Annotated in this window: 25 protein-coding genes; 12 read left to right on the forward strand and 13 right to left on the reverse strand. The window is 31.9% G+C overall.

The features are described 5' to 3' along the window. Positions 1–2: 2 nt before the first annotated feature. The 6 genes from M9Q43_RS01645 to trhO all read right to left on the reverse strand — a co-directional run bounded on the left by M9Q43_RS01645 (position 3) and on the right by trhO (position 6,937). Positions 3–2,291, reverse strand: coding sequence for a penicillin-binding protein 1A (locus M9Q43_RS01645; RefSeq protein WP_262317236.1), 2,289 nt, complete (start codon positions 2,289–2,291; stop codon positions 3–5). Between the two features lies 1 nt (position 2,292). Then, on the reverse strand, positions 2,293–2,790 hold the full coding sequence (locus M9Q43_RS01650) for a gliding motility lipoprotein GldH (protein WP_262317237.1): 498 nt from the start codon (positions 2,788–2,790) through the stop codon (positions 2,293–2,295). Continuing rightward, positions 2,771–3,931: a PSP1 domain-containing protein gene (locus M9Q43_RS01655; RefSeq protein ID WP_262317238.1), complete on the reverse strand. Its 1,161-nt coding sequence runs from the start codon at positions 3,929–3,931 to the stop codon at positions 2,771–2,773. The genes M9Q43_RS01650 and M9Q43_RS01655 overlap by 20 nt, the downstream gene beginning before the upstream one ends. 176 nt (positions 3,932–4,107) lie before the next feature. Continuing rightward, positions 4,108–4,338 (reverse strand): ferredoxin, encoded by a 231-nt coding sequence (locus tag M9Q43_RS01660; RefSeq protein ID WP_262317239.1) that lies wholly within the window; start codon positions 4,336–4,338, stop codon positions 4,108–4,110. Then, positions 4,338–5,579, reverse strand: coding sequence for a peptidase U32 family protein (locus M9Q43_RS01665; RefSeq protein WP_262317240.1), 1,242 nt, complete (start codon positions 5,577–5,579; stop codon positions 4,338–4,340). Before M9Q43_RS01665 ends, M9Q43_RS01660 begins: the two co-directional genes overlap by 1 nt. After that, the gene (trhO, locus tag M9Q43_RS01670; RefSeq protein ID WP_262317241.1) at positions 5,579–6,937 is read right to left on the reverse strand and encodes an oxygen-dependent tRNA uridine(34) hydroxylase TrhO; all 1,359 of its coding nucleotides are present in this window, start codon (positions 6,935–6,937) and stop codon (positions 5,579–5,581) included. The genes M9Q43_RS01665 and trhO overlap by 1 nt, the downstream gene beginning before the upstream one ends. A 138-nt stretch (positions 6,938–7,075) precedes the next feature. Between trhO and M9Q43_RS01675 the strand changes: the two genes are divergently transcribed. From M9Q43_RS01675 to M9Q43_RS01700, 6 genes are all read left to right on the forward strand, one after another. Then, the gene (locus M9Q43_RS01675) at positions 7,076–7,270 is read left to right on the forward strand and encodes a hypothetical protein (RefSeq protein WP_262317242.1); all 195 of its coding nucleotides are present in this window, start codon (positions 7,076–7,078) and stop codon (positions 7,268–7,270) included. A gap of 3 nt (positions 7,271–7,273) precedes the next feature. Further along, positions 7,274–9,343 (forward strand): glycosyltransferase family 9 protein, encoded by a 2,070-nt coding sequence (locus tag M9Q43_RS01680; RefSeq protein ID WP_262317243.1) that lies wholly within the window; start codon positions 7,274–7,276, stop codon positions 9,341–9,343. A 25-nt stretch (positions 9,344–9,368) separates the two neighbouring features. Then, positions 9,369–10,373, forward strand: coding sequence for a recombinase RecA (recA, locus tag M9Q43_RS01685; RefSeq protein ID WP_262317244.1), 1,005 nt, complete (start codon positions 9,369–9,371; stop codon positions 10,371–10,373). Between the two features lie 94 nt (positions 10,374–10,467). After that, a complete protein-coding gene (locus tag M9Q43_RS01690) occupies positions 10,468–10,875 on the forward strand; it encodes a hypothetical protein (RefSeq protein ID WP_262317245.1) in 408 nt (135 codons plus the stop codon). Positions 10,876–10,882: 7 nt separating this feature from the next. Next, a complete protein-coding gene (locus M9Q43_RS01695; RefSeq protein ID WP_262317246.1) occupies positions 10,883–11,425 on the forward strand; it encodes an RNA polymerase sigma factor in 543 nt (180 codons plus the stop codon). After that, complete coding sequence (locus M9Q43_RS01700) at positions 11,422–13,065, forward strand: hypothetical protein (protein ID WP_262317247.1); 1,644 nt, start codon at positions 11,422–11,424, stop codon at positions 13,063–13,065. The genes M9Q43_RS01695 and M9Q43_RS01700 overlap by 4 nt, the downstream gene beginning before the upstream one ends. An 88-nt stretch (positions 13,066–13,153) precedes the next feature. Here M9Q43_RS01700 and M9Q43_RS01705 read toward each other — a convergent pair whose 3' ends face one another. Continuing rightward, entirely contained in the window at positions 13,154–13,894 is a 741-nt protein-coding gene (locus M9Q43_RS01705) for a lysophospholipid acyltransferase family protein (RefSeq protein WP_262317248.1), read from the reverse strand. A 141-nt stretch (positions 13,895–14,035) separates the two neighbouring features. Here M9Q43_RS01705 and trpS point away from each other — a divergent pair, with 141 nt between their 5' ends. Both trpS and M9Q43_RS01715 read left to right on the forward strand, forming a co-directional pair. After that, positions 14,036–15,004 carry a tryptophan--tRNA ligase gene (trpS, locus tag M9Q43_RS01710; protein WP_262317249.1) on the forward strand — a complete coding sequence of 323 codons (969 nt, stop codon included), beginning with the start codon at positions 14,036–14,038 and terminating at the stop codon, positions 15,002–15,004. Positions 15,005–15,020: 16 nt separating this feature from the next. Then, positions 15,021–15,587: a hypothetical protein gene (locus M9Q43_RS01715; protein ID WP_262317250.1), complete on the forward strand. Its 567-nt coding sequence runs from the start codon at positions 15,021–15,023 to the stop codon at positions 15,585–15,587. Between the two features lie 21 nt (positions 15,588–15,608). Here M9Q43_RS01715 and M9Q43_RS01720 read toward each other — a convergent pair whose 3' ends face one another. Next, positions 15,609–16,271, reverse strand: a complete 663-nt coding sequence (locus tag M9Q43_RS01720; RefSeq protein ID WP_262317251.1) for a hypothetical protein — start codon at positions 16,269–16,271, stop codon at positions 15,609–15,611. A gap of 43 nt (positions 16,272–16,314) precedes the next feature. After that, entirely contained in the window at positions 16,315–17,418 is a 1,104-nt protein-coding gene (dprA, locus tag M9Q43_RS01725; protein ID WP_262317252.1) for a DNA-processing protein DprA, read from the reverse strand. 260 nt (positions 17,419–17,678) lie between these two features. On the opposite strand from dprA, the gene M9Q43_RS01730 reads away from it, so the two are divergent. Further along, a complete protein-coding gene (locus M9Q43_RS01730) occupies positions 17,679–18,620 on the forward strand; it encodes an HU domain-containing protein (protein WP_262317253.1) in 942 nt (313 codons plus the stop codon). Between the two features lie 98 nt (positions 18,621–18,718). Beyond that, positions 18,719–19,231 carry an acyl-CoA thioesterase gene (locus M9Q43_RS01735; protein WP_111566472.1) on the forward strand — a complete coding sequence of 171 codons (513 nt, stop codon included), beginning with the start codon at positions 18,719–18,721 and terminating at the stop codon, positions 19,229–19,231. 35 nt (positions 19,232–19,266) lie between these two features. Here M9Q43_RS01735 and M9Q43_RS01740 read toward each other — a convergent pair whose 3' ends face one another. Genes M9Q43_RS01740 through M9Q43_RS01750 form a run of 3 tightly spaced genes read right to left on the reverse strand, consistent with a single transcriptional unit; the run spans position 19,267 to position 20,978 of the window. Then, a complete protein-coding gene (locus tag M9Q43_RS01740) occupies positions 19,267–19,965 on the reverse strand; it encodes a hypothetical protein (protein ID WP_262317254.1) in 699 nt (232 codons plus the stop codon). 1 nt (position 19,966) lies between these two features. Then, positions 19,967–20,641 carry a hypothetical protein gene (locus M9Q43_RS01745; protein ID WP_262317255.1) on the reverse strand — a complete coding sequence of 225 codons (675 nt, stop codon included), beginning with the start codon at positions 20,639–20,641 and terminating at the stop codon, positions 19,967–19,969. Between the two features lies 1 nt (position 20,642). Continuing rightward, positions 20,643–20,978, reverse strand: a complete 336-nt coding sequence (locus M9Q43_RS01750) for a PadR family transcriptional regulator (protein ID WP_262317256.1) — start codon at positions 20,976–20,978, stop codon at positions 20,643–20,645. A gap of 337 nt (positions 20,979–21,315) precedes the next feature. Here M9Q43_RS01750 and M9Q43_RS01755 point away from each other — a divergent pair, with 337 nt between their 5' ends. Further along, positions 21,316–22,368, forward strand: coding sequence for a ferredoxin--NADP reductase (locus tag M9Q43_RS01755; RefSeq protein ID WP_262317257.1), 1,053 nt, complete (start codon positions 21,316–21,318; stop codon positions 22,366–22,368). 22 nt (positions 22,369–22,390) lie between these two features. After that, on the forward strand, positions 22,391–22,780 hold the full coding sequence (locus M9Q43_RS01760; protein WP_262317258.1) for a hypothetical protein: 390 nt from the start codon (positions 22,391–22,393) through the stop codon (positions 22,778–22,780). Between the two features lie 12 nt (positions 22,781–22,792). On the opposite strand, the gene M9Q43_RS01765 is transcribed toward M9Q43_RS01760, so the two are convergent. After that, complete coding sequence (locus tag M9Q43_RS01765; RefSeq protein WP_262317259.1) at positions 22,793–23,881, reverse strand: helix-turn-helix domain-containing protein; 1,089 nt, start codon at positions 23,879–23,881, stop codon at positions 22,793–22,795. Positions 23,882–23,949 lie beyond the last annotated feature (68 nt).

A 23,949-nucleotide genomic window follows, 5' to 3' on the forward strand; every position in this document is an offset into this window, starting at 1 on the left:
GTTTATAATCCGAATTCGTCCATGTCTGGCTCGTCTGTTGGAACCGCAGTTGAATCAACTACTTTTCTTGGTGTCCAACAATCTACTTTTATGGATAAATTTTCTGGTTTTTCAAAAGGTTCTTTGGATACGTCTAAATCACTATCAGCATAACATTTTTTCATAAAAATTCCCCAAATAGGCAATGCCATCGTAGCACCTTGACCTCTTCTTGTATCTCTAAAATGGGCCGCTCTGTCTTCGTTTCCAACCCAAATTCCAGTTGCTAAATTTGGCACCATTCCAATAAACCATCCATCAGAATTGTTTTGAGAAGTTCCAGTTTTTCCTGCAATTGGATTGCCAAAACTATAATCGTATTGGATGAAACCACCACCACCATATTTTAAACGAGCTCCTGTTCCAGAACTGGTTACTCCTTCCATAAGTTTAACAACTGCATAAGCGACATCTTTATTTACGACATCTTTTGTTACCGGTACAGGTTGATCAATGACTACTCCGTTTTTATCTTCAATTTTGATGATAAATGTTGGTTTTACATACACTCCTTGATTTGCAAACGTGCTCATGGCTCCTACCATTTGTTCAACAGTAATATCAACAGCACCTAGCGCAATTGATGGTTGTTCAGGAATATCAGAAGTAACTCCTAATTCTTTTGCCATGTCAACAACTGCTTTTGGTCCCACTCTATCAATTAATTTTGCTGAAACCGTATTCACTGAGTTCGCCAATGCTTTTTGTAGTGTAATGGTTCCTCTGTAATTGCCATCGGAATTTTTTGGAGACCAATCGGCATCGATTCCCCATTTGCCTTTTGGCATGGTGAAATAACTATCAATAATAGAGTCACAAGGCGACATTCCTAATTGTTCTATAGCAGTTGCATATAAGAATGGTTTAAAAGTAGAACCTACTTGTCTTGCTCCTTGACCCACGTGATCGTATTGGAAATATTTATAATTTACACCACCTACCCATGCTTTGATGTGACCACTTCTTGGTTCCATCGCCATCATACCTGTTTGCAGCATGTGTTTGTAGTAAATGATAGAATCTGTTGGTTTCATGATGGTGTCTTTTTCACCTTCATAAGTAAAGATTTTCATTTTTGCAGGCACATCAAAAGATTTTAGAATTTCTTCTTCTGATTTTCCATTCAAATCCATTTTTCTCCAACGCTCTGAATTCTTCTTAGCTTGTAGCATAATTTGTTGCGTTTGCTCAGGAGTTATATCAACGAAAGGTGCATTTTCTTTGTCTTTAGCTGCAATGAAAAATTCTTTTTGGAGATTTTTTAAATGCTCGGTAACCGCTTCTTCTGCATACTGTTGCATTTTAGAATCAATGGTTGTATAGATTTTTAAACCATCACGATACAAGTCATATTCTGTTCCATCTGGTTTTAAATGCGTTTTTACCCATTTTCTCATGTAATCTCTCAGGTATTCTCTAAAATAAGTAGCACTTCCTTCGGAGTGACTTTCAGGCTTGAAATCTAATTTGATAGGAAGTTTCTTTAATTCTTCTTTTTTTGATTCGGTAATTACACCGTTTTTAACCATTTGACCTAAAACCGTATTTCTTCTGTCTAGAACCAATTGTGCTCTTTTTTTTCGATTTGGATTATATAACGAAGGGTTTTTTAGCATTCCAACAAACAAAGCGCCTTCTTCGATGGTTAAATCTTTTGGTTCTTTGTTCATATAAATTTTTGCTGCCGAACGAATTCCAACTGCTCCGTTTACAAAATCTACTTGATTTAAATATAATGCTATAATTTCTTGCTTTGTATATTGACGTTCCAAGCGGATAGCAATAATCCATTCTTTTACTTTTTGGATTACTCTAAAAAGAATAAACTTTGAACCTTCACCATGAAATAAGTTTTTTGCTAATTGTTGTGTTAACGTACTTGCTCCTCCATCTCTTCCTAATCGAACAACTGCTCTCAATGTTCCTTTAGCGTCAATTCCGGAATGTTCATAAAAACGTTCGTCTTCAGTAGCAACTAAAGCTTTTACAAGATGTTGTGGCAATTCTTCATATTTAACAGGTGTTCTGTTTTCTTTATAAAATTTACCGATTACGACTCCATCAGCAGAAATAATTTCGGTTGCCACATTTGAATCTGGATTTTCTAAATCATCAAATGAAGGCATTTTTCCAAAAAATCCCCATGATGCAAAAAGGAATAAAAAAATAATTCCTAAAAAACCATACATAAAAAGTTGCCAAAACCTTCTTTTGTAGGTTGAATAATCGTTTGTAACTGGTTTTGTAGCCATGTTATTTTGTTTTTTCTATTCTTAATCCTAATTCTGTAATTCCTTTCAACTCAGCTACACCTTCTACTTTTCCTGTTTCTCTCACTGCTTGAACTATTTCAACATTGTATTTTCCAGCTCTTTTGAATTTGTGATTTTCTAAATACCACAATTTACTTTCTTTTACATCTGAAAAACCTTCGCCCATTAGCGTTCCGTCTGGATTAGCCATTAAGTATTCTAATGTATCTACTTTGATTGTTGGTTTTTTTCCTGGTTCTTTCATGGAAACAATCAAATACATGTTATTGAACGGATAATCGTTGTTGTTTCTAACATTCAAAAACAAATGATATGGATTTACAGTATCATTTTGTTCAAATGTAAAACGCAAGGTATCTGCCTTTTTCCAAGTACCATCTAATTCTTTATATTCGCTGAAAAATTGTTTTTTATCGCAAGAGATAAAAAGCACAGCAATCAGCATCAAACCAATAAAATTAGTCTTTTTTAGGTGCATTTTTAAAATTTGTAGGTTTCTTCTTTTTGTTTCTATTATTTGATTTTTTCTTAGGTTGATCAAAACGTGTTAAACTGTCTTGACCTACTACGTTTTCAAATTTTTTCTCTACTTCTTGAACCGTTTCTACCACATAATCTTCCAAAGCCGCCACACGTTCTTTTTTCTTATTGATAGCTAAAATTTCTTTCACTTTTGCAACTGGTAAAACCATCCATTGAGCTGGAGCATTCGCATAAGAAAACCACATAATTTCTTTAAAAATATCAATTTTCTGACAATACGCATCACCTTTTTCAGTATATAACTTGGTTTCCATATCGGGCATGTCTTTCAATGCATCTAAATAAGTGTCTAATTCATAGTTCAAACAACACTTTAGTTTTCCGCATTGACCCGCTAATTTTTGTGGATTTAACGACAACTGTTGGTATCGTGCTGCCGAAGTATTCACACTTCTAAAATCGGTTAACCAAGTAGAACAACACAATTCTCTTCCGCAAGAACCAATTCCTCCCAAACGAGCTGCTTCCTGACGGAAACCTACTTGTTTCATCTCGATTCTAATTTTAAAATCTTGTGCAAATTCCTTAATTAATTGACGAAAATCGACTCTATCATTTGCCGTGTAATAAAACGTTGCTTTTGAACCATCGCCTTGAAATTCTACATCGGAAATTTTCATTTCTAATTTCAAATTGATAGCAATTTCACGAGCACGCATACGAACCGCTTCTTCTTTATTTCGGGCTTCTGTCCAAATATCGATATCTCTTTGGGAAGCTTTTCTGTATATTTTTGATAATTCTTTATCTGGATTTTCACCTTTCTTTTTCATTTGAATTTTAACCAATTCGCCTGTCAAAGTAATAATTCCGATATCGTGACCCGGAGAAGCTTCGGTAGCGACAATGTCTCCAATAGATAACGTTAGTTTTTCGGTGTTTCTAAAAAATTCTTTTCTTCCGTTTTTAAATCTGATTTCAACAGCATCAAAAGGCGCTTGACCACCCGGTAATGTCATGTTTGACAACCAATCGAAAACCGAAAGTTTATTGCAGCTATCGGTGCCGCAAGTCCCATTATTATTACACCCTTTTGGTGCACCGCCATCAGCGGTTGAACAGTTTGTACATGCCATAATTTAAATATATAGTGATTGTCCTAATGGACTACGTTTCAAAACGTTTTTGAGCGTAAAGATATTGATTTTTTATGGAAACTTTCAAATTCAATCTTTTGAAGTTTTACAAATGCAAAAAACCTATCTCATTATAAAACGAAATAGGTCTTTATATAGTATTGTAAACCAAAAAATTATGTCTCTTTTACTGTAATTATGTGCACGGGACAAGCTTTTACAGCCAATTCACAATTCTCAAAAATCGTATGGTCTGCCGATTTTAAAGTGTAGAAACCTTTGGCATCAACCGATTTTATTAACACCGATTTTCCATCTTTTTTAGACATCTGAAATTGTGCTGGCGCCATTTCTACACAATAATTGCAACCAATACATTTATCTCTTTGAAGCGTAACAACAACCATTAGTTTTCAACAATTTTATACATTTTGTCCGATAAACGAATGCGGAACGGCACTTTCAAAGTACAACTATCTCCTTTGGTTGCTTTTTCAGAAGTGGCATCATTCACGAAAAAATCTTCTAAAATTAATTCTTGTGCTCCGGTTGATGGACCTGTAATTAGAATTTTATCGCCTTTTTTGATGTCGTATGCTTCAATTTTGAATTCGGCTATGCTTGATTTTGGGAAATAATGCATTCCTTTTCCAACGTATACTTTTTTCTGAGTAGCATTAGAACCAGGATTATCTGACCATTCGCCTAATTTTTGTCCCAAATAATAACCGCTCCAAAAACCACGATTGTAAACGGTTGCCAAAGCTTCCATCCAAGTGTTGATTTTTTCTTTGGTAAACGTTTCTTCATAATACGAATCGATGGCTTCACGATAGGTTTTGATAACCGTTGCTACATAATCAGCTGCTCGTCCTCTACCTTCAATTTTCAAAACTTTTATTCCAGAATCGATTACTTGATCTAAAAAATCTAAGGTGCATAAATCTTTTGGAGACATTAAATATTCGTTGTCTACTTCAATTTCAAAACCACTTTCTTGGTCAATGACGGTATATTTTTTACGACAATTTTGCTTGCAAGCACCTCGATTTGCTGACGAATTATGTGAATGTAAACTCAAATAACATTTACCTGAAACTGCCATGCATAAAGCGCCGTGACCAAAAATTTCAATTTCAACTAAATTCCCACTTGGACCTTTAACCTGTTCTTTTTCGATGTCTTCGGTGATTTTTTTTACTTGACGTAAACTCAACTCGCGAGACAATACAATCGTATCGGCAAACATGGCGTAGAATTTAACTGTTTCGATATTAGTCACATTCAATTGGGTTGAAATATGCACTTCCATTCCTATCGTTCTAGCCGTCATAATAACCGCTTGGTCGGATGCAATTACAGCCGTAATTCCAGCTTCTTTGGCTTTGGTCAACAATGTTTTTACAATCGACAAATCGTGATCATAAATAATCGTATTTAGCGTTAAATAAGTTCTAACATTTTTTTCGTTGCAACGACGTGCAATTTCAGGTAAATCATCCAAAACAAAATTTACTGTTGCACGGGCACGCATGTTTAATTGTTCGACACCAAAATAAATGGAATCGCAACCATTATCTAAAGCCGCTTGCATAGATTCAAAATTTCCTGCAGGCGCCATCAATTCTATTCTTCCAGAAGTTGTCATTAGCTGATAATTTTAAATAATTTATCGGATAATCTTACTCGGAAAGGTACTTCAAAAGTTATTTTATCGCCAACTTTAGCTACTGAATTTTCAGTTCCGTTCACGAACATTTTTTCTAAAACCAATTCTTGGTTACCAGTTGTTGGTCCAGAAATTAGAATGCTGTCGCCAACATTTAGTTCTTGATTTTCTATAACAAAAAGTCCTACTTGTGCTTTCACATAATAATGTTCGGCTTTACCAAGTAATACTTTTTTTACTTTTATCTTCTGGCGAATGTCTTTCGTTTTTTCGGCTACAGCCAAAGGTTTATCGGACAATTCCCCTGAATGTTTGAATTTTAAATTTTCCGATTTTCCTTTTCGGAAGACTTTATTACCTACTTGTTTTCCTCTACGAAGTTTAACTTGTTCGGCTAATGGTAAATGTGTGATTTCTAAACATTCTGTAGAACAACAATTTTCCATTGCTGCTTTACATTCGTCACATTGAATGAATAATAAGTGGCAACCATCGTTTAAACAATTGGTATGATTGTCGCAAGGTTTTCCACATTGATGACATTGCGAAACGATATCGTCGGTAATTCTTTCACCTAATCTATGGTCGAAAACAAAGTTCTTTCCGATGAATTTACTTTCAATATTTTCTTCCTTAATTTGTTTAGCGTAATTGATAATTCCGCCTTCTAATTGGAATACATTTTTAAAACCTTGGTGTTTGAAATACGCAGATGCTTTTTCACAACGAATTCCTCCGGTGCAATACATCACTAGGTTTTTATCTTCTTTAAAGTCTTTTAATTGTTCGTTGATGATTGGCAAACTTTCTCTAAATGTTTCCACATCCGGCGTAATCGCACCTTTAAAATGACCAATTTCACTTTCGTAATGATTTCTAAAATCAACTACAATCGTATTTGGATCTTCTAATATTTGATTGAATTCTTTCGCTTTTAAATGCACACCGATATTGGTAACATCAAACGTTTCATCGTTCAAACCATCAGCTACAATTTTATCTCGAACTTTTACGGTTAGTTTTAAAAACGAATGATCATCGTGTTCTACAGCAACATTCAAACGAATGCCACGCATGAAATCATACGCTTCTAAAGTTTCTCTAAATGCTTCAAAGTTTTCTGCTGGAACAGACATTTGAGCATTGATACCTTCCTTGGCTACATAAGTTCGACCAAGAGCATCGAGTTTGTTCCATTCGATAAATAAATCGTCGCGAAATTTTTTGGGATCTTCAATTTTGGCATACGCATAAAAAGATAATGTAAGACGTTGTTTTCCGGCTTCATCAATTAATTGAGCTCTTTCTTCTGCGCTTAAGGTGTTATACAGTTGCATGCTATAAACGTTTAAGTGAGAAATATGTTATGAATTCTAAATGGAAGAATTCGAAGGCAAAGGTAATAAAATTGATTAAAATTTGGATTTCTTAAAAAATAATTTACATTTGTTATAGAAAACAAAAAACATTTTATTATGAATAGACGCGGTTTTTTAAAAAATTCTGGTAAAGTATTATTGGCAACAACAGCCATTATAGTTACTGGAAATTTAGTTTCGTCATGTTCTTCAGATGATGATAACTACAGCAATGGATACTACGATGATGGTTATTATGACGATGGATACTACGATGATGGTTATTATGATGATGGCTACTACGGAGGATAACATTTGAAAAAGATTCTATTTTTACATGATACTTCTCTTACTTTAAAAAGAGGAGCTGAACTAACTATAACCCAACTCGTCCAATTAGGGACTAAGTTGGGTTATATTGTTACGACCGATTTATTGGAAAATTTTGAGGAGACAAAAAAAGCGATTTCTAATACAGATTTAGTTATTCTAAATAGTACTTCAAGATGCCGTTTTGAATTTTTACTTTTAGAATTTTTACTTAAAAGTGAGAAACCTTATGTAAAAGTTGAATACGATTATAACTTCTGCGTTAGAAGAAATATTCTGTGTACGGTTGATTGGAACATCAAAAATTGTTGTCATACCAACAAGTTTCATTTGTTCAGGAATTTATTCTTAAATTCGGAATTCAATGTTTTTCAATCACCTAATCATTACAATTCGCATTTTGATTTTTTTGGCGAAGCTGTTACAAATCATTTAATTATGCCGCCAACAGTTGAAGTTGATAAAATTTCAATTTCGGAAATTAAAGAAGAAATTATTCCGTTTTTTGGCGAATTAAACAAATTAAAAGGAGGTTATGAGTTTGTAGATTTTGTAAAAGAAAATTCCGAAAAAGAGTTTGTGGTTTATGGAGAAAATAAACTCAATTGCGAAATTCCAAGCAATGTTATTTTTAAAGAACCTATTCCTAATGATGAAGTAATTCAAATTTTAGGGAAAACAAAAACTTTTTTCATCAAACCATTTTGGCCTGAACCTTCTGGAAGATTAGCTGCAGAAGCATTTTTGTCGGGTTGCGAATTGATTACCAATGATAAAGTTGGAACTTGGTCGTTTGATTTTTATCCAAATGATGTGGAAAGAGCCAAAAAAGAAATGAAGGAAACACCAATGGTTTTTTGGGATAAAGTTTCTACCATTTTTAATGCTGAAAAACCAATTTCTGAAAATAGTTTAGGAAATGTTTTGGTGTATAAAAGTTATGGTGGTTTGGGTGATATTTTCTTTACTTTACCATCAATATATAAATTAAAAGATGTTTCTGATAGTGTCACTTTTGCTGTTAGTACTCGATTAGTTTCGTTTTTTAGTAAACATTTACAAGGAATAAATGTAGTTGATGAAAAGGAAATTAAACTTCAAGAAGATAAATTTGATAGAGTAATTGAACTGGGAAATTACCCGATTTTTGATAGAACATACAATCAAATAAATTACATTACCGGAAAGAAAGTTAAGCAGCATTCTATCCAACATTACATAGACGCGATTGCGAGATTTCACAATAAAATCTCTAATAAAAATGAAGGGTTTCCATATTTTGAAAGAAATACAAATTTTGAAAATCCATTTTATACCATTCATCCTGGCGCAGGATTTTTATTGAAAATTTGGCCAACAAAAAATTATGCCGATTTAATTGAAGAACTTTTTGAATTGTTTCCATCATTAAATTGTAAAATTATTTTAGGAAAAGAAGATCCAAATCCTTTGGAATTATTGTCAAAACAATATTCTCATATTGAATTAGTTACTGGCGATTTACACGATGTTGGTGATGCCATGGCTGGAGCATTATTTCACATTGGAAATGATGCCGGAATTACTCATGTTGCTGGAGGTTTTAATACGCCAACCGTAGGTATTTATGGACCAACTGGTCCGGGTTCATGGGGAAGTTTTTCTGAGCAAAACGAAATTGTTTGGGGAAAACCCGGAAATTGTTCTTTAAAATGCAATTATGATGTCATTTTAAATTGTGAAAACAAAGTTTGTTTAACCTCGATTGGAACAAAAAAAATTATTAGTAGTTTATATGCTCTGTTGCAAAAAACATATCCAAATCAAGATTCGTTTTTTGTTAAAAATCCGATTGCACAATTTGATTTCACCGAAGAAGATTGTTTAATAACCATTGAACAAAATGAATTTTTATTAGAATTCAAAGGTGATGAAAACAAAAAAATGATTTCAAATTTACTGAATTCATCTAACAATAAAAACTTTACAGTGGAAGAAGAGGAATTAATTCAATTTTTTATAGAACAAAAGATTTTATTTTTAATTCCTAAATTTTTAAGCAATAAAAAAAATTAAGTATTTTTACGAAAAATATCATATTATGAGTGCAGATAAAGAAGCCAAATTAAAAGCCTTACAATTAACATTAGACAAACTTGACAAAACATACGGAAAAGGAACCGTAATGAAATTAGGCGATAGCGCTGTTGAAGAAATAGAAGCTATTCCGTCGGGTTCATTAGGAATCGACTTAGCACTTGGTGTAAATGGTTACCCAAGAGGAAGAGTTATTGAAATCTACGGACCAGAATCGTCAGGTAAAACTACGTTAACATTACACGCCATTGCTGAAGCTCAAAAAGCAGGAGGAATTGCAGCATTTATTGACGCAGAACACGCATTTGATCGTTTTTATGCAGAAAAATTAGGAATCGATATTGATAACTTAATTATTTCACAACCAGATAATGGAGAACAAGCCTTAGAAATTGCGGAAAGTTTAATTCGTTCGGGAGCTGTTGACATTGTTGTTATTGACTCGGTTGCTGCTTTAACACCAAAAAGTGAAATTGAAGGCGATATGGGTGATTCTAAAATGGGATTACACGCGCGTTTAATGTCGCAAGCTTTGAGAAAGTTAACAGGAACGATTCATAAAACAAACTGTACCGTTTTCTTCATTAACCAATTACGTGATAAAATTGGAGTGATGTTTGGAAGTCCAGAAACTACAACAGGAGGAAATGCATTAAAATTCTATGCTTCAGTTCGTATTGATATTCGTAAATCGACTCAAATTAAAGATGGCGATAATGTTTTAGGTAACAGAACTAAAGTAAAAATCGTTAAAAACAAAGTAGCACCACCTTTCAGAACTGCCGAATTTGACATTATGTATGGTGAAGGAATTTCAAAAGTAGGTGAGGTTTTAGACTTAGCTGTAGAATTTGAAATCATCAAAAAAAGTGGTTCATGGTTTAGTTACGGAGAAACTAAATTGGGTCAAGGTAGAGATGCTGTAAAAGCATTAATCAAAGACAACCCAGAATTAATGGATGAGTTAGAACAAAAAATTAAAGATCTAATAAAAGAAAATAACGCATAAAAATTAAATCACGCCTTGAGCGTGATTTTTTTTGTAATTTAACGCAACCTTTTATATAATTATTAATCTATAATGAAAACACATATTTAAAAAAATGAAAAAGTTAGTTTTGTTATTGAGTTTACTTTTTGTTTTTAACTCTTGCAGCTTGGACGATGAACCGAATGTTGAATATGTTATTCTTCCTGTTGAATCTGTTGAAATGCCTGTTAATTTCAATGTAAATGTTATTAACCAAATAAAAATCAAATACAGAAGACCAACAACTTGTCATTTATATGATGGCTTTTATTACAACTATGAAGGTATTACAAGAATTGTAGCAATTAATGCTGTGAAATTAAAATCTAATACTTGTGAAAATGCAATTGAAGAAGGTCCTTATGAGGTTATTTTAGATTTTAAACCTACCGAAAGCCAAACTTATTTATTTAAATTTTGGACAGGTACAAATGCATCAGGAGTGGACGAATATTTAGAATATGAAGCGATAGTAAACTAATATAATTTTGATTTTAGAACAACTCATATATGAATGTACTAAAAATAATACCAAAGCACAAGAACAACTTTACCATCTATTAGCGCCAAAGTTATTTTCTGTGTGTTTGAAGTATTCGAGGGATTATGCCGAAGCACAAGACAATTTACAAGAAAGTTTTTTAATCATTTTTGATAAAATAAGTCAATTTAAAAATAAAGGTTCATTTGAAGGATGGGCTAAAAGGATAACTATAAATTACACCTTACAACAATATAGAAATAAAGGTGTTTTTGAAATAGTTTCTGAAAAAATAGCTGATGAAGAAAACGTAGAAATTGAAGACGAGAATGTTTCATTAGAATTCTTAACAAAGATTATTCAAGAACTACCAGATCGCTATCGATTAGTTTTTAACTTATATGTGATGGATGATTATTCTCACAAAGAAATTGCAGAAATGTTGAACATAAATATTGGAACTTCAAAATCAAATTTAGCTAGAGCGAAAGGAATTTTGAAAGAAAAAATAGAATTGAATAACAACTATTCAATTAAAAAAACAAAATGAAAGAACAAAAAAATATAGAACGATTATTTCAAGAAAAATTCAAAGACTTTGAAGCGACTCCGCCTCAAGGTTCTTGGGATATGATCGCTTCTCGATTAAATGAAAAGAAGAAAAAAAAGAGAGTTATTCCTTTTTGGTTTCAACTTTCAGGAATTGCAGCTTCTTTAATTATTGTGGGAACATTAATTTTGAATTATCAATCTGAACAGGATAATTTAATTCAAGACAATACCAACACTATTGTTTCTGAAGATGCTAAAAACAAAACAAATAATGACAACAATATTTCAAATACTGGAATCAAAAATTCTAGAATTACAAGTTCTGAGTCAAATGAATTAAATCAAAAAACTTCTGAAAAAAATAAATTTGAAGAAAATATTAATCAGAATAAAATTAATACAAATAGCATAACGAAAACAAAAAATGTCATTGTTTCTGGTTCAAAAGAAAACAAAAAATCAAATTCAACTATATCATCATTTACTAATTCAAATGGTAATATTGTTGATAACACTAAAGGAAATAACATTTCGAAAAACAAAAAAAGAAATACTGCAAAAAACAACAACATCACAATACCAAACGATGAATTGATAGGTAATGAAAATGTGTTTGTTAATTCAAATGATAAAAGTTTAGTTATAGATCAAAAGAAAAAATCCATTGATCAAACTAATAATAAGAATATCAATTCAGATAAGATTGATGCTTTTTTTGAAAAAGATAAAAAAGAAACAATTGTTACAAATAATACCAATGATGATTTAAAAGAAAACAACAATTCAACAACAATTGTTGCATCAACACAAATCATTACTAAAGATAGTACGCTAGTGGCAAAAATTGCTGAAGAAAAAAATCCACTAGAAGAATTGCTTGCAGCAAAAGAGGAAGGGAGAAATGAAGATGAAAAAGAAAAAGAGAAAAGGAGTAAATGGGCGGTTAGCACTAACGCATCGCCTGTTTATTTCAATTCATTAGCCGAAGGCTCTTCTATTGATTCTAGACTAATCGCAAATCAAAAAAGTTTTAATAGTACATTAAGTTATGGTGTTGGAATAAATTATAACATAACCAAAAAACTTACTGTAAAAACAGGTATAAATAGTTTAAAAATTGATTACAATACAAATGATATCACTTTTTATCAGGATATAGGAGCTAAGCCTTTAGAGAATATTAAAACAAACAATGCAGGAAAAATGATCAATATAGAAAGTAAATTACAAGATAATGGTCAATTTGTGTCTGTTATTGGGACGCCTCTTGTAAAATATGATGGCTCCTTAAATCAAGAAATTGGATTCATCGAAGTTCCCTTAGAGTTAAGTTATAAATTAATCGATAAAAAATTTGGAATAGATGTAATTGGTGGTGTTAGTACTTTATTTTTAAGCGAAAACAACGTATCTCTTGTCTCAAATGGGCAAGAAATGAGTATTGGTAGTGCAAATAATTTAAACAATATACATTTTAGTAGTAATGTCGGTTTGGGTTTTAAATACAGTTTTTGGAAAAATTTTAATGCGAATTTCCAACCTATGTTTAAATACCAAATCAATACGTTTAGTGAGAATTCTGGTAACTTCAAACCTTATTTTATCGGTTTGTATTCTGGAATAAGTTTTAGTTTTTAAGCTTTAGTTGGTTAAGCTTAAATTTAAGTTAAGTTGTTTCGTTTCTAGTTAAAATGAAACTGAAAAAGTCCCAGAAAATGGGACTTTTTTATTTTAAATCGTTTTCCAAAGGTTCTAAAATTAGTTGACGCACTTGTTGTTTCAATGCATTTCTGTCTTCCAATGTTTTGCCTTTCGTTTCAATTATTGGGTAAATTTTAGCTCGCATTTTTCCTGGACTTCCACTAAAAAAAGTATAAGAGAATCGTTTTTTATTATCAAAAAATACCATCGGAACAATTGGTAAACCGTGTTCAATAGCAATTCTGAAAGCGCCGTCTTTAAATTCGTCTAATACTATATGTTCCTCTGGAACACCTCCTTCTGGAAAAATACAAATACTCAATCCTTGGTGAATTCTTTTTTGAGCACGCTCAAAAACTTGATAACGACTTTTACTGTTTGCTCTATCAACCAAAATACAAACGCGTTTATAAATAAAACCAAAAATTGGAATCTTAGCCAATTCTTTCTTTCCCACAAATACAAACGGATGATTTTTAACAGCAATCAACATTAACATAATATCCGTCATTGAAGTATGATTGGCAACTAACATATAACTTTTGCCATCTTCAAAAACTTCATCGCCTTCGATAGAATAATGGAATCCCATTCCTATTAAAATAACCTTAGACCATAACCTTGCAATTTTAAAAAATAACGGATACGTTTTCTCACTTAAAATCGTAGCTAAAATAAATGGAAACAGTACAATGATTGGAACCAAAACCAAGATGTAAAACCAAACTCGATATAATAATGTAAGCGGATATTTTAAAAATTTCATTTAGCAAGTTTATTTGTTTTCCAAAAGTAATCATTTATATAAAACCTATCTCTTTTTACTTTTCTGTTTTTACGCTACATTTGCATTTCAAAATAATAACTTGAAGAACTTAACATCTTTGCGTTAAAAAAACACATTATAATGGCAAAAATCTTAACCGGAGTTCAAAGTACAGGAACCCCACACTTAGGTAATTTATTAGGAGCAATTATTCCTGCTATTCAAATGGCAAACAATCCTGATAACGAGTCTTTTCTTTTTATTGCCGATTTGCATTCGATTACGCAAATCAAAAATGGAGCAGAATTAAGACAAAACACATATAGTGTTGCGGCGGCTTGGCTGGCGTGTGGTTTAGATACAAATCGTGTGGTTTTTTATCGCCAATCTGATGTGCCTCAAACGACCGAGCTTTCTTGGTATTTGAGTTGCTTTTTTCCGTTTCAACGTTTAACATTGGCTCATTCTTTCAAAGATAAAGCCGATAGATTAGACGATGTAAATGCCGGATTGTTTTCGTATCCGATGTTAATGGCGGCTGATATTTTATTGTATGATGCAAACTTTGTTCCTGTTGGAAAAGATCAATTGCAACATTTAGAAATTACCCGTGATGTAGCTTCGAGATTCAATCACCAAATGGGTGAAACGTTTGTATTGCCTGAAGCTAAAATCGATGAGCAAATCATGATTATTCCAGGAACAGACGGACAAAAAATGAGTAAATCGAGAAACAATTTTATCAATATCTTTTTAGACGATAAAGCGTTATTAAAACAAATAAAAACTATTGAAACCGACAGCACTCCGCTTGAAGAACCAAAAAACCCAGACACTTGTAATGTGTTTGCTTTATACAAATTATTAGGTTCTGCAAAAGAAGTGGTCGATTTACGTGCCAAATACGAAGCAGGAAATTACGGTTACGGTCACGCGAAACAAGCCTTGTTTGAATTAATCGTTGAGAAATTCAAAACCGAAAGAGAAAAATACAATTACTACATCAACAACTTAGAAGAAGTAGATAAATTATTGCTTGAAGGCGCTGCAAAAGCTAGTGAAGTAGCAAATGGCGTTTTGAAAAGAGTTAGAGAGAAGTTGGGATATTAATTAACATCTTTTACAGATGAACAAAAACTCAAAAAGACTCTTCAAGCATTGTGAATTGTGTAAAAACAAATCACAAAATCTTGAAATTGGAGTTTTTTGCAGTTTAACCAATCGTAATCCAAATTTTAATGCGTCCTGCGATAAGATTTCATTTAATGACAATCTTGAAAAAAAGATTACAGAAGTTAACATCGCTTTTGAAAAAACAAAAAGAGAAAAGAATTGGGTATACTCCTATTTTGTAGTTTACTTAATTATGAGTTTGGCTATGTTTCTTTTTACCTATAAATTCAACGAATATATCGCAAACATTTTAAGCAAGGCTAGCGGTAAACCTATATTTATAGCCTCATCAATAATAATAATTTTTATTTGTATTGCAGTGGTTTTGCTTGGTTATGCTTTTGGTGCCTTGAATAGATATCGTTTTGATAGTAAAAAGAACACCGAAGATAAACAGGAATTAGATGCCATTTTAAAATTATACAATATCGAATATGATTTTAAAATATCTTTTAAAGACCGTATGTTAATGCCGACTGATATTAAAACAGAATTAAAAATAAAAAAACTCAAAGTTTAGATGTCTAAATTTTGAGGTTTTTTATTCTAAGCGAAGCTTATTGTTGTCATCAGGAATTACTTTTCTTATCTCCCATTTGTTGTTTTTTAACTTTCTACAAAACACATGATAAGTACCAAAGAATTTAAAAACAGTAAAAAAAGAATTTTCTCCTTTTTCGTCCATTAATACTCTTGTAAGAAACAAAACTTGTTCTCCCGAATTTCTATCTTGCCCTTCAAAAGTATTTGAATAAGGAACTAAATTAACATTAATATTTGAATTATTAAATTCATCTAATCCAACTTTTCTTGAATCTAATTCACTTTTTAAATAAACCGTTTCATCAGCAGATAATTTCTTAACATATAACAAAGTGTCTAATACTTTTTGTTGCACTTTCTTATATTGTCTTATTTCAGATAAACGATTTTGATAATAAACTTTATAATCTTTTAAGTGGGCATCCCATGACAAACTATCTAGCATTTTAATACTATCTAATTGTTTGTCATTATATTTTAACGAATCTAATGTTTGAGGTGGTGGTGGAATTTTCACAGAATAAAATTTCAATTCTCTTTCTAAAACTTCTGGCAACACATCACACAAAACTTCTGCTTCTAATTCTTCATAGGATTTTTGTTTCTCTGTGCAAGAGAATAAAAACAAAACTATCGATAAGACGCTAAGTGCTTTTTTCATGTTCTAAATTTAGGAATTTCAATCAAAAAATAAGCCAAAAAAATCAAACCACCTCAAACATCTTACCAGGCAAAGGTCTAATCACTCCTTTTAATTCCATGTTTAACAAAATGGAAGAAATTCGATAAATAGGAAAATCGCATTCTAAAGCGATGATGTCCATCATTTCTTTGCCTGTTTTTTGAAGGTAATCGTAAATGATTTGTTCTTCATCGGTTAAGGAAATGAACAATTGCTTTTGTACTACTTTTTGAGATTCGCGTTGCAATTCCCAATTCAAAATATACACCAAATCGGCAGCCGAAGTAAGCAAGTTGGCGCGTTGTGTTTTAATCAAATTATTGCAACCTTGACTGTATTTATCAGTTGTTCTTCCTGGAACTGCGAAAACGTCTCGATTATAATCATTAGCAATATTGGCAGTAACTAACGAACCGCCTCTTTCTGCACTTTCAATTACGATGGTAGCTTCGCTAATGCCGGCAACAATCCGATTTCGTTTGATGAAATTTTCTTTATCGGGATTGCTGGTGCTCCAAAATTCGGTTAAAAAGCCACCGTTTTGTTCCATTTTTGCCATGTACTTTTTGTGGGTTTTCGGATAAATTTGGTTTAATCCGTGAGCTAAAACACCTATGGTTTGCAAACCACAGTCCATTGCTATTTGATGTGCGTAAATATCAACACCATAAGCAAAACCGCTAACAATTATTGGATTTAAAGGTGAAATTTCTTCAATTAATTTCTTAGTAAATTCCATACCATATGTCGTGATTTGGCGTGTGCCGACAATACTAATGATTCTTTTGTTTTGTAAATCGATATTTCCAGCTTGGAATAAAAGTACAGGGCCGTCGTAACAATTTTTTAATCGTTCGGGATAGTTTTCTTCTTGAAAATAAGTGGTGGAAATATTTTCTTGCGTAATGAATTGGAGTTCGGCTTCCGCTTTTTTGAAAACGGATTTATCTTGCAAATTTTTAATTACAACCGAACCAATGCCGTCAATTTTTTGAAGTTGGGATTTTTTTGAAGCGAAAACTTCTGTAGCGTTTCCGCAATGTTGGATGAGTTTTTTGGCGATTACATCTCCAACTCCTTCCACTTGCATGAGCGCAAGCGTGTGGTACAATTCTGACTGTGTCATGGCGTATATAAAATTTATTTGGCGTATAATTGAAGAACAAAAATAGTTCTTTTTAGCAATAATCCAAAAAAGAAAATAGAAACCTAATTAGCCCTGATGGGAGCGGCACCGTGTAGAGCGGACAGCAGCCCTTCGACAAGCTCAGGATGACAAAAATCACAAATACCTTATTTACAATTATTTACATTTAAAATCGGAATTGTTAATAATTTTTGTTGATAAAATTTTGATATTGCTATTGATTATCTAACTTTGTTGTTATGCTTATAGAAAAACACATATCCGACTTATTATATCGTTATCAGTGCGTTACTGTTCCTGGTTTTGGTGCGTTTTTAACCGAAACCGTGTCCGCTCACGTTACTGGAAGCGCGAGTTCGTTTTTTCCACCTAAAAAAGTGGTTTCGTTTAATGCGAATGTAAAAAATAATGATGGTTTATTGGCAAATCATGTGGCATTACAAGAAAAAATGTCCTACGAATTAGCCGTAATCAAAATTGGTGATGTGGTCAACGAATGGACGTATTTGTTGCAAAACCGCAATCGTGTAGTGTTGAAAAACATTGGCGAAATTTCGGTTAACAATGAAATGAATTGGGTTTTTGAACCAGCAAATACTGTTAATTATTTAACCGATTCGTTTGGTTTGAGCAGTTTTGTTTCTCCTGAAATTACAAGAGAAATTTTAAAACAAGAAGTAGAAGCTTTAGAAGAAAAAGCACCAATTATTTTTACTCCGGAAAGAAAAAGAGATTACTCTTATTTAAAATATGCTGCTGTTTTTGTGGTGATGTTGGGTGTTGGTGGTGTTGGTTATATAGCTTATAATAATCAACAAATTGAAAATCAAACATTAGCCGTTCAAAAAAACGTTCAAGAAAAAGTACAACAACAAATTCAACAAGCGACTTTTGTAATTAGCGCTCCGGTTGAAGCGGTTGAATTAAGTGTAGCTGCTCCAGTTGAAGAAAAAATGCCTTATCATTTAGTTGCTGGCGCTTATAGAAGTGAAGAAAATGCTAACAAAGCGATTACTGAACTAAAAGCTGCTGGTTTTGAAAATGCTAAGATGCTTTCAATGAATAAACACAACTTATATCCTGTGGTTTATGGAAGTTTCAAAAATTTAAACGAAGCACAAATTGAAAGAAAAAACATTCAAAAATCGCACAATGCAGAAGCTTGGTTGTTAATCGAATAAATTTTTAACACTTTGCATAAAAATTATTGAAATCCCAATTTTGGGATTTTTTTTTGCATTTTATTTTCAAATTCATCTTTATCTTTGCAAAAAAAACAATGCAACCAAAATTTCCTTCAGAATCGGTAACTACTTTAACCGACTTAGTTTTACCAGGTGAAACGAATCCATTGAACAACTTATTTGGTGGTGAATTGCTAGCGCGTATGGACAGAGCAGCAAGTATTACCGCAAGAAGACACTCACGTAGAATTTGTGTAACGGCATCGGTGAACCACGTGGCGTTTAATAGAGCTATTCCTTTAGGAAGTGTGGTGACCGTTGAATCTAAAGTGTCGAGAACTTTCAATACTTCTATGGAAATTTTTATTGATGTTTGGATTGAAGACAGAGAATCAGGAATTAAAAATAAAGCGAACGAAGCTATCTATACATTTGTAGCGGTTGATGAAACAGGAAGGCCAATTCCAGTTCCACCAATTGAACCAGAAACCGAATTAGAAAAACAACGTTACGAAGCAGCATTAAGAAGAAAACAGCTAAGTTTAGTCTTAGCTGGAAAAATGAAACCAAGCGAAGCAACGGAATTAAAAGCGTTGTTTATGGAATAACAAACGAAAGCCTACTCATAAAGTAGGCTTTTTGTTTAATTGGCATTTTCTAATGCATATTCGGGATAGGTTTCTTTTAAATAGTCTTCTGCTTTTCTAGGAACTTCTATTAAAATAATATATTCTATTAAAGCCATTGCAACTATTAAAAAACTTATGATAAAAATACCATAAGGATTATCCATTACTTTTTCAGAATGAATAATAATTTGAATGGGTAAATAGGTCATTCCAACCAAAGAAGAACGTCCTAATATAATTTCTTTAAACAACCACTTTTTTTGAGTTGATTTACTTATTTTTTTGTTTTTCCTTGAAAGGTAGATAATAGAAAAATAGAAACTCAAAACAATTATACCAAAAACAATAAGTACTACATCTGCTTTGAAGCGTAAATTTTTTAAAAGAAAAAATGTTAATCCAATAATACCAGAAGTTAGAATTACTTTAGGAATTGTAAAAAAAGCCTTGAAATGTTTCCAAATAATTGAATTATACTTTTTATTAAGTGCTAATTGTCTTTGTTCCACCACATCCATAAACCCAAAAACCCCAAATTTTTTGAATTCCACTTGCAACGCATCTTCAAAAGAAACTTTAGGGTTTTCTTGCCATTGTGCTTCAATTGAATTCGCTAAATGATCTACTAATTCGGTTTGTAAATCGTACCATTCCACGTAATGTTGGCGCGTGAATTGGTAAAGACGGTCTATTTGTTCTGGTGTGAGTTTCATCTTAAACAAAAATTTGAGTTTTCAATTCTTCCATAGTTTTCTTTCTAATTTCAATGTAAACTAATAGCGAAATCAATAAAAAAGTGAAAACAGTTGTCATAAATAATCGTATTAAAATATGATCAAAGTCTATTGACTCTTTCCCGAAAATTAAAAATGTATTAGATAATTGATAAATAGGAAATAACAGCATTGAAGCAAAATTCAACATGTGAGTTTTTAAAATGTAAAAATTTTTGATTTTTTGAAATTTTTTGAAGTATAAATACTGGGAAAACCCAAAAAACATAAGAGCTGTAGAAATAATTGCATGAGCTATCCTTGGTTCGTCAAAAAACATCAAAAACAAAAAATATCCAACAAAAACAGCTATTGTCATCACAATTTTAGGAAATGTAAAATACTCTTTAATCATTTTATTGTTCTCCTTTCTTGCTTGTTTCTGTGCAAGTTGCAATCTTTCATCCATCATACCTCTAAAACCTTTTTTGCCAAAACCTTCTACTTTTGCTTTCAAAACCGCATCTTCAAAAGTAATTTCTTTATTTTCTTCCAGAATAGCTTCAACACTCAAAATCATGTGGTCTAAAATTTCCATATAGACTTCATAATATTTGATGTCAAAACTTTTGATGTAGTTTTCTATGTAGGTGATTTGTTCTGCTGTCAACTTCATCTTAATAACTCAATTTAGGATTTACAATCGTTTGCATGTTTTTGATGAATTCTTCCAATTCAGCTAAACGGTTTACGGTTTCTGTGGCGCCTTTTTCGGTAAGTTTGTAGTACTTTCTTAAGCGATTGTCTACTTTTTCTACCTCAACATCTAGCAAACCTTCGGCTTCTAATTTGTGTAAAGCAGGATACAAAGCACCTTCGGTGATGTTCAATTCGCCTTTGGTGATTTCTTTTACTTTCTGCGTAATTTCATAACCATACATTCGGCCTTGCTCTTCTAAAAGCTTCATAATGATAGTGTTCAAACTACCTTTATATAATTGTGAGTTTTTCATAAGACTAAAATTTCAAAACAAATATATACATAATTTTCTTATGCATAACATTCTTAAGTATTTTTTTAAATTCAAGAACAAGGACAAAATCAAAAATCAAGTTCGAACAAAAAATTCAAAATCAGAAAATTTAACCATATAAGTCATAGAAGAATATAAAAAGCGTAAGTAGTTTTACTTTAATAAGTTCATAAAAGATTATAACTATTTCAATAATTTTATCAATCAGTGTTCCAAATAAACATGAAATTCCAACATCTGAAAATCCGAAAATCTATTTTCTAATTTCTATCTTCTATTTTCTTGATAAATAGTATTTTTGTAAAAAATAAATCACATGTCATCATTTTATAAATTAAGCATTAAAGAAATCATCAAAGAAACTGCTGATGCCGTTTCGATTCTTTTTAATGTGCCAGACGAATTAAAATCGTATTACCAATTTGTTGCTGGGCAATACGTAAATATAAAAGTTACGCTTGACGGCGAAGAAATTAAAAGAGCGTATTCGATTTGTTCTTCTCCAAAAAGTGGCGAATTGCGAATTGCTGTGAAAGCTATCAAAAATGGTTTCTTTTCCAAATTTGCCAATGAAAAATTAGCGGTTGGAAATGTAATCGAAGTAGGAACTCCTGAGGGGAAATTCACTTTCGAACCAAAAGCAGAGCGCCAGAAAAACTACGCAGCTTTTGTAGCTGGAAGCGGAATTACACCTGTGTATTCGATTTTAAAATCAGTTTTAGAAGAAGAACCTAACAGTACTTTTGTATTGGTTTACGGAAATAAATCAGAAAAAGATACCATTTTCCACAACCAATTACACGATTTGCAATTGCAATATGTGGGACGCTTGTTTGTGCAATATGTGTATAGTCAATCCACTGCTGATAATGCTTTGTTTGGTCGAATCGATAAATCAACGGTAAATTTCATCTTGAAAAACAAACATGCCGAAATGGAGTTTTCAAAATTCTATTTGTGCGGACCAGAAGAGATGATCAATTTGGTTTCGGATACATTGAAAGAAAACAACATTTCAGATGCTGACATTAAATTCGAATTGTTCTCAACATCTTCAAACGAAAACGAATCCGTTGGTGGTGCTGAAGGCCACACTAAAATTTCAATTTTAGTAGACGATGAAGAAACAACTTTCGAAATGAGTCAGAAACAAACCTTATTAGAAGCGGCTTTAAAACAAGGTTTAGATGTACCGTATTCTTGTCAAGGTGGTATTTGCAGTAGTTGTATTTGTAAAATTACAGAAGGTGCTGCCGATATGAAGAAAAATCAAATTTTAACCGATTCAGAGATTGCTGAAGGATTAACATTAGCGTGTCAAGCATATCCAACAACAGCTACGATTAAGATTGATTTTGATGATGTTTAATCGGTTTTACATTACGTTATTTTTGTTTTTTGCTTTATTATCTGGTAATATAAGTTTAAGTCAAAATTTTAATAAATCTCAAATTAAAAGCTTATTTGAGAAGTTTAATAAACAAACTCAAACTCCTTTTAGTTATAAAATTCTAGAAGATTTTTTAAAGGATATAAAAATTGAAGATTTAAAAAAAGGTAAAGAGTTTGAAAAAGAAGTTCTATTTGAAAATTTTGATTGTGAATGCAAGGACGTAATGAAAATTTCGTTCGATAAAACGTCTAAGACTTTTATTTTAAAGATCAATGAAGCTTCATTTGTACAAGACTTAGATTGGTGTCCCGAACATACATATATTGGATCTTTTAAAATTAAAGAGGATAAAATTGTAAATACTGAATTTAATCTTGTTGCTGGTTAATAAAAAACTCTTTTAAGCTTTTTGGTTTTTATATTCTGAGGGTGTAAAACCCGTAGCTTTCTTAAAAGCAGTATTGAAAGAAGATTTAGAATGAAATCCCGCCATATTTGCTATTGTTTCAATAGTGAAATTGGCGGTTTCTTTTTGTACTAAAAGTTGTTTTGCTTCTTCAATTCGATAGGAATTGATATAAGTGGCAAAATTCATTTCGTACTTAGAGTTTAAGAAAAGTGACAAATATTTTTCATTACTTCCAATTTTCTTAGCTAATTGATTCAAAGTAAGTTTGGCATCTAAAAATGGTTTTTCTTCTTTCATTATGGCACCTAACTTTTCTTCTAATCCTTCAAAAAATGGTGCAAAAATTTCTGATTCTTTAGCTTCCTTTTGTTCTTGTACAACTTCAAAATCCAATTTTTCTTGTTTCCAACTGATGTAACCCACATAAATGAAATAAGCTGCAGAATACAATTCGAAAGATAATTTTAAAAATTTAGGTAAAATCCCTGTTAGACTTATTAGCAACAAGACCATAAAAATGACGTAACCTAAAATAAAATGAAGCAATTTATTAGGGTGAATTCCAGGCGAAGTAGCATCCAATTGTTTTTCTCTCTTATATCTTTTAAAGATAGAAACGGATAAAAACAGATAATAAATACTCAATAATGGAAACACAAAAAGTAGTGCCAAATAATTGGAATACGTCAATACTTTTTCGCTCATTTCTTTCATAAAAAGATTCTTTTTCGAATCCATATATAAAAAAGAAAACGCATTAATGAAGAAAAGCAAAAATACCACATAATAATGTTTTACGTTTCTGTTTTGACGAATTCCGGCCAAAAAAGCACTGTAAAGATAAATCGTAGGTGGAATTGCAAGTAGGAAAACAAAGAAAAGTAACATAATTACCTCCGAAATCTTCTCAGGAAGCCACGTTAACTTTTCAGTTGCCAAAAAGAAGCACGAAATGGCAAAAGCCCAAAGTAAAAAATACAATCCTAAAAACTGCGAAGTCTTATTTTGCTTACCATTTCCCCTAAATAAAAAGAGAAATGCTAACACAAAAGCAGTTAAAATGGGAAGTAATAATGACATTAAATTAGGCTGTATTTTAGGTTAATTAATGTTTAAATATACGGAATTTGTACAAATTCACGGAATAC

Source organism: Flavobacterium odoriferum (assembly GCF_025499515.1).
Taxonomy (GTDB): Bacteria; Bacteroidota; Bacteroidia; order Flavobacteriales; family Flavobacteriaceae; genus Flavobacterium; species Flavobacterium odoriferum.

Bases quoted from the DNA above. Each gene is read 5' to 3' on its own strand.
- M9Q43_RS01645 (WP_262317236.1), bottom strand. From the start codon at position 2,291: ATGGCTACAAAACCAGTTACAAACGATTATTCAACCTACAAAAGAAGG.
- M9Q43_RS01650 (WP_262317237.1), bottom strand. From the start codon at position 2,790: ATGCACCTAAAAAAGACTAATTTTATTGGTTTGATGCTGATTGCTGTG.
- M9Q43_RS01655 (WP_262317238.1), bottom strand. From the start codon at position 3,931: ATGGCATGTACAAACTGTTCAACCGCTGATGGCGGTGCACCAAAAGGG.
- M9Q43_RS01660 (WP_262317239.1), bottom strand. From the start codon at position 4,338: ATGGTTGTTGTTACGCTTCAAAGAGATAAATGTATTGGTTGCAATTAT.
- M9Q43_RS01665 (WP_262317240.1), bottom strand. From the start codon at position 5,579: ATGACAACTTCTGGAAGAATAGAATTGATGGCGCCTGCAGGAAATTTT.
- trhO (WP_262317241.1), bottom strand. From the start codon at position 6,937: ATGCAACTGTATAACACCTTAAGCGCAGAAGAAAGAGCTCAATTAATT.
- M9Q43_RS01675 (WP_262317242.1), top strand. From the start codon at position 7,076: ATGAATAGACGCGGTTTTTTAAAAAATTCTGGTAAAGTATTATTGGCA.
- recA (WP_262317244.1), top strand. From the start codon at position 9,369: ATGAGTGCAGATAAAGAAGCCAAATTAAAAGCCTTACAATTAACATTA.
- M9Q43_RS01690 (WP_262317245.1), top strand. From the start codon at position 10,468: ATGAAAAAGTTAGTTTTGTTATTGAGTTTACTTTTTGTTTTTAACTCT.
- M9Q43_RS01700 (WP_262317247.1), top strand. From the start codon at position 11,422: ATGAAAGAACAAAAAAATATAGAACGATTATTTCAAGAAAAATTCAAA.
- M9Q43_RS01705 (WP_262317248.1), bottom strand. From the start codon at position 13,894: ATGAAATTTTTAAAATATCCGCTTACATTATTATATCGAGTTTGGTTT.
- trpS (WP_262317249.1), top strand. From the start codon at position 14,036: ATGGCAAAAATCTTAACCGGAGTTCAAAGTACAGGAACCCCACACTTA.
- M9Q43_RS01715 (WP_262317250.1), top strand. From the start codon at position 15,021: ATGAACAAAAACTCAAAAAGACTCTTCAAGCATTGTGAATTGTGTAAA.
- M9Q43_RS01720 (WP_262317251.1), bottom strand. From the start codon at position 16,271: ATGAAAAAAGCACTTAGCGTCTTATCGATAGTTTTGTTTTTATTCTCT.
- dprA (WP_262317252.1), bottom strand. From the start codon at position 17,418: ATGACACAGTCAGAATTGTACCACACGCTTGCGCTCATGCAAGTGGAA.
- M9Q43_RS01730 (WP_262317253.1), top strand. From the start codon at position 17,679: ATGCTTATAGAAAAACACATATCCGACTTATTATATCGTTATCAGTGC.
- M9Q43_RS01735 (WP_111566472.1), top strand. From the start codon at position 18,719: ATGCAACCAAAATTTCCTTCAGAATCGGTAACTACTTTAACCGACTTA.
- M9Q43_RS01740 (WP_262317254.1), bottom strand. From the start codon at position 19,965: ATGAAACTCACACCAGAACAAATAGACCGTCTTTACCAATTCACGCGC.
- M9Q43_RS01745 (WP_262317255.1), bottom strand. From the start codon at position 20,641: ATGAAGTTGACAGCAGAACAAATCACCTACATAGAAAACTACATCAAA.
- M9Q43_RS01750 (WP_262317256.1), bottom strand. From the start codon at position 20,978: ATGAAAAACTCACAATTATATAAAGGTAGTTTGAACACTATCATTATG.
- M9Q43_RS01755 (WP_262317257.1), top strand. From the start codon at position 21,316: ATGTCATCATTTTATAAATTAAGCATTAAAGAAATCATCAAAGAAACT.
- M9Q43_RS01765 (WP_262317259.1), bottom strand. From the start codon at position 23,881: ATGTCATTATTACTTCCCATTTTAACTGCTTTTGTGTTAGCATTTCTC.